6 protein-coding genes and 1 pseudogene are annotated in these 3,905 nt (G+C 65.4%); 5 read left to right on the plus strand and 2 right to left on the minus strand.

Annotation, left to right across the window (positions count from 1 at the left end; all coding sequences use genetic code 11):
- Positions 1-176: 176 nt before the first annotated feature.
- Positions 177-497, plus strand: a pseudogene (locus AB0B25_RS02880) (isopentenyl transferase family protein); the annotation flags it as partial.
- 162 nt (positions 498-659) lie between these two features.
- The gene (gene idi, locus AB0B25_RS02885; protein ID WP_357174143.1) at positions 660-1,259 is read left to right on the plus strand and encodes an isopentenyl-diphosphate Delta-isomerase; all 600 of its coding nucleotides are present in this window, start codon (positions 660-662) and stop codon (positions 1,257-1,259) included.
- Between the two features lie 38 nt (positions 1,260-1,297).
- Here the strand turns inward: idi and AB0B25_RS02890 are convergent, their stop codons facing one another.
- On the minus strand, positions 1,298-1,909 hold the full coding sequence (locus AB0B25_RS02890; protein WP_357173752.1) for a TetR/AcrR family transcriptional regulator C-terminal domain-containing protein: 612 nt from the start codon (positions 1,907-1,909) through the stop codon (positions 1,298-1,300).
- Between the two features lie 72 nt (positions 1,910-1,981).
- Between AB0B25_RS02890 and AB0B25_RS02895 the strand changes: the two genes are divergently transcribed.
- From AB0B25_RS02895 to AB0B25_RS02905, 3 genes are read left to right on the plus strand one after another with little or no spacing between them, the layout of a single operon-like run.
- Positions 1,982-2,545 (plus strand): peroxiredoxin-like family protein, encoded by a 564-nt coding sequence (locus AB0B25_RS02895; protein ID WP_357173755.1) that lies wholly within the window; start codon positions 1,982-1,984, stop codon positions 2,543-2,545.
- Positions 2,539-3,021 carry a DUF1772 domain-containing protein gene (locus AB0B25_RS02900; protein ID WP_357173758.1) on the plus strand — a complete coding sequence of 161 codons (483 nt, stop codon included), beginning with the start codon at positions 2,539-2,541 and terminating at the stop codon, positions 3,019-3,021. The genes AB0B25_RS02895 and AB0B25_RS02900 overlap by 7 nt, the downstream gene beginning before the upstream one ends.
- A complete protein-coding gene (locus tag AB0B25_RS02905; protein WP_357173761.1) occupies positions 3,018-3,629 on the plus strand; it encodes an ATPase in 612 nt (203 codons plus the stop codon). The genes AB0B25_RS02900 and AB0B25_RS02905 overlap by 4 nt, the downstream gene beginning before the upstream one ends.
- A gap of 32 nt (positions 3,630-3,661) precedes the next feature.
- Here the strand turns inward: AB0B25_RS02905 and AB0B25_RS02910 are convergent, their stop codons facing one another.
- Positions 3,662-3,868 carry a hypothetical protein gene (locus AB0B25_RS02910; RefSeq protein ID WP_357173764.1) on the minus strand — a complete coding sequence of 69 codons (207 nt, stop codon included), beginning with the start codon at positions 3,866-3,868 and terminating at the stop codon, positions 3,662-3,664.
- Positions 3,869-3,905: the final 37 nt, after the last annotated feature.

Genomic DNA, 3,905 nt, shown 5'->3' on the forward strand with positions numbered 1-3,905 from the left:
GACCTGAAAAACGGACAGATCCCTGTAGTATCTGCGAGACGCCGAACGCTTCGAGGACGACGTACTCGATCCGAGCGGCGAGGCACGAATCTGGAAGCACGATCATGGATAGTGGTATGGCTGCGCGACTCCCGCCGAAGTCGCTGCGCGCGGCGCACCGGAAGAATGACCAGGCCATGACGGGGCCGCGCCGACTCGATGTCGAATCATCCCTCCTCGTCGGCGCCACCGGAGTGGGCAAAAGCGCACGCGCCGTCAGCCAGGCGAGCGCGTTGCGGGCGCCGATCGTCGTCGCCGACCGATACACCGGACGACTACTCGCCAGAGCCCATCACAGACTCGCTCCACCGCATCCCGAGCCAGGAATGCTGCACGAACTGTCTGCCGCTTGGCGGTGTGCGGAACAACGGGAATGCGTCGCGTCGATCGTGGGATTCGGTAGCCTGATTCGCTGGCGCCGGCAGCACGAAGTGCGTCCCGACCCGCTGTTCGACCTTTCCGTCGACTCGGCCCACGCCGTTGGACTCGCGGCTGCTCCTCGCCCGCGAGCACGCTTGCTACGGTACACAGCAGCAGCGCGCCTTCGACGCGCTGCTCACTCGCACTCCAGCGCTGGCGGTCCACGACAGCGTGCTCCCTTCACCACAACAGGCGTCGCTATGAATCACCCTGCTTTACCGAGCCCCACAGTCGTTCTCTGCGGACCTGACGGCGAAGCCGTCGGCTACCTCCCGAAAGACCAGGTGCATCACCGAGACACCCCCCTTCATCTGGCTTTCTCCTCTTACATCTTCGACAGCGATCGTCGCCTGTTGGTCACCCGACGCTCATCGGCGAAGGCAACGTGGCCAGGCGTCACGACGAACAGCTGCTGCGGCCACCCCGCGCCGGAGGAGCCGCTCACCGACGCCGTGCGACGTCGCGTCCACGAAGAACTCGGTGTGAAGGCGGAAAACATCACCTTGGTCCTGCCGGCTTTCTCCTACCGCGCCGAAATGCCGAACGGAATCGTCGAATACGAACTGTGCCCCGTCTTCACGGCCACCGCTGAATCCACCACGCTCCAGGCAGACCCCGAGGAAGTGGACGGCGCCGAATGGATACCGTGGCGCAGCTTCGCGACCGGCGTGTGCGACGGCACCCTCGAGGTCTCGCCCTGGTGCCGGATGCAGGTGGAGCAACTGGTCGAACTGGGTCCCGATCCGCTGCGCTGGGCGGCCGGTGACCCGACCCAGCTCCCTGCCGCTGCGACCTTCTGAATAGGCGGCGCCGTCGGCTCTGACCGCACGCTCACGCGCTAGGACTTCAGTCCGCGCAGCACGATCTCCACGCCACCCCGGAACTCGTCGTCAGCGGACATGTCCTTGGCCTGGCCGGCCGCTTGCGCCAGATGGGGATAGTCCTCCGGGGACAGTTCGGACAGCACGACCGTCCCCCGACCCGACAGCGGCGCATAGTGCTTGTTCTGCAGGAAACCGATAAGGAAGGCGACCAGCGTGCGCTGGGCGATCACCCGTGCCCGCCCGTGGAAACCGCCCTCGGCGAGCACGGCGAGCATGGCTTCCATCACCCGCAGCGAGGCGATCGAGGACTGGCGGTGCCGCAGCACCAGCGGCACCGCTGCCGGATGGGCCGAAAAACCGGCTCGGATGTGTTCGAGCAGCAGCGTCATCCGCGCCCGCCAGTCGATCCCGACGGGCAGCGTCGTGTCGATCGAGGCGAACACGTGGTCCACCACGAGCAACTCGAGCCCGTCGCGGTCGCGCACGTAGCGGTACAGAGCCATGGTCGCCATGCCGAGTTCGGTAGCCACCGCACGCATGGTGAGCGCGGACAGACCCTCGCGGTCGAGCACCGCGAGGGCAGCCGCGGCGAGATCCGCGGTGGTCAGCGAGCGAGGACGGGGCATGGGTTGACAGCGTACAAGGTACGCGCATACTGGACGTAGGCGTACAAGGTACACCTACAAAAGGAGCCCTCGATGTCATTACCGACCACCGTCCAGGACCGGACACTGGTCACCGTCTCCGGTGCGCAGATCCAGGTGCCGGACCCGGATTGCCTGATCCATCTGCAGTTCCGCCGATTCGCCGGGTGCCCGGTGTGCAATCTGCACCTCCGCTCGATCGTCACGCGGGCAAGCGACATCACCGCGGCGAACATTCGAGAGGTGGTCGTGTTCCATTCCAGCGCAGCGGAATTACGCAAATACACCTCGGAGCTGCCGCTGGACGTGGTCGCCGATCCGTCTCGAATTCTCTACCGCGAGTTCGGTGTCGAGACTTCACCCCGCGCACTGCTCGACCCGCGCGGATGGCCCGCGATCCTGCGGGGTGTCGCACACGACATACGCGCGACCCTGCGCGGCGAGCAGGCCGCCCCGCCCACGAATCCCGAAGGCGGCGGCCTCGGGCTCCCGGGCGATTTCCTGATCGCTCCGGACGGACGCGTGCTCGCCGCGAAACAGGGTGAGCACGTCTACGACCAGTGGTCGGTCGACGAACTGCTCACGCTCGCATCGACAGCGGAGCGTCACCCGTGCTGAACATCGAAAGGCCACTTCTGGCAAGAGCCTGCGCGCTGTTTTTCGGCGGACTGCTCGCGGGCGCGTTCGGCTACGGCGCGGTCAATGTCCTGTACGCCTTTCGTAGGGTTCCGTTGGACGTACGCTTCACCTTTCATACCGCGCTGATGAGCGTGAACGGCCTTGTCATGCAATCGCTGATGGGCGCGACAATACTCAGCACTCTGGTGCTCGCCGTGCGCTCATCCGCGCGGGACCGCTGGCTCGCGGGCGGCGCGGCAGTGCTGGCCGTCGCCTCGTTCCTGATCACCCGGCTCGGCAACGTCCCGATCAACCAGCACATCAAGGTATGGGCAGTCAGCGATCCACCGGTCGACTACGCCGAGATCCTGAGCCGCTGGGAAGCATTCCATGTCGCGCGCACCGCGTGCGCGGTATCGGCTTTCCTGCTCGTCGTTTTCGTTACCCTGCGCCCGACAAAGGAAACACGCCCATGATGACCGTCGAACTGTTCGTCTCCGACGACACACTCACCGCCGAACGCAAACGCGCCCTCGCCGAACGCATCCTGCGCGAGCTGACCACGGAGCCCGGGGCACCGGCCTCGGTGCTGGAGAAAGCCCGTGAATTAACCCATGTTCTGGTGCGCAGTCCCGAGGTGTGGGCGACCGGCGGACCGGAGTTAGACGCCGCGCCACGTTATCTGGTACGAATCACCGTCCCCGGATCCTGGAGCAACAACAACATCGGCCACCACGTAATTCCGCTGATAACGAGGGCCATCGCCGAAACCGAGAACGATCCGGATCGGCTGACCCGCGAGCCGCACTGCGTGATCCAGATTGTCGGCCTGCGCGAACACAACATCGGCACCTTCGGTCGGGAACTCGGCGCCACCGAGATCACCGAACTGATGACGCGGGACCACCGAGAATCCGGCGATCGCGCGGAACCCCCTGACGGGTACACCATCGACCCGGTTTGCGGAATGCCAGTCGAACTGTCCACCGCCCGTTTCACCCTCACTCACGATGGCACCGGCCACGCCTTCTGCGCTTCGGTCTGCCGCAAGGTCTTTGCTGAAGAGCACGCCATTCCCGGCTAACGCATCTCCGGTCATGGTTGCCCGGCGGACGATCAAGGCAGCAGCGATCCGGGATCAATCGTGAATTCGAAAGGACTGTGCAGGGTGACGGCGTTCCCTGCCGCCACCCGGTGCGTCAACTGGTAAGTGCGGTCGTCACCCAGTTCGTGCGCGACTTGCACCGACACGGACTCACCGGACAGTTGCCCCTTGAACGGGTTGGGCTCGAACCGCCTATGGTAGCTGCGGGCGGGGAGCACCGGTCAGTGCTCCCCGCCCGCAGTTCTCGAGTAACCG

The organism is Nocardia sp. NPDC049190 (genome assembly GCF_040648115.1).
GTDB lineage: Bacteria > Actinomycetota > Actinomycetes > Mycobacteriales > Mycobacteriaceae > Nocardia.

What these genes read in the sequence shown, in the direction of transcription:
- AB0B25_RS02895 (WP_357173755.1), top strand. Translation starts at nt 1,982, where the DNA reads ATGTCATTACCGACCACCGTCCAGGACCGGACACTGGTCACCGTCTCC.
- idi (WP_357174143.1), top strand. Translation starts at nt 660, where the DNA reads ATGAATCACCCTGCTTTACCGAGCCCCACAGTCGTTCTCTGCGGACCT.
- AB0B25_RS02905 (WP_357173761.1), top strand. Translation starts at nt 3,018, where the DNA reads ATGATGACCGTCGAACTGTTCGTCTCCGACGACACACTCACCGCCGAA.
- AB0B25_RS02890 (WP_357173752.1), bottom strand. Translation starts at nt 1,909, where the DNA reads ATGCCCCGTCCTCGCTCGCTGACCACCGCGGATCTCGCCGCGGCTGCC.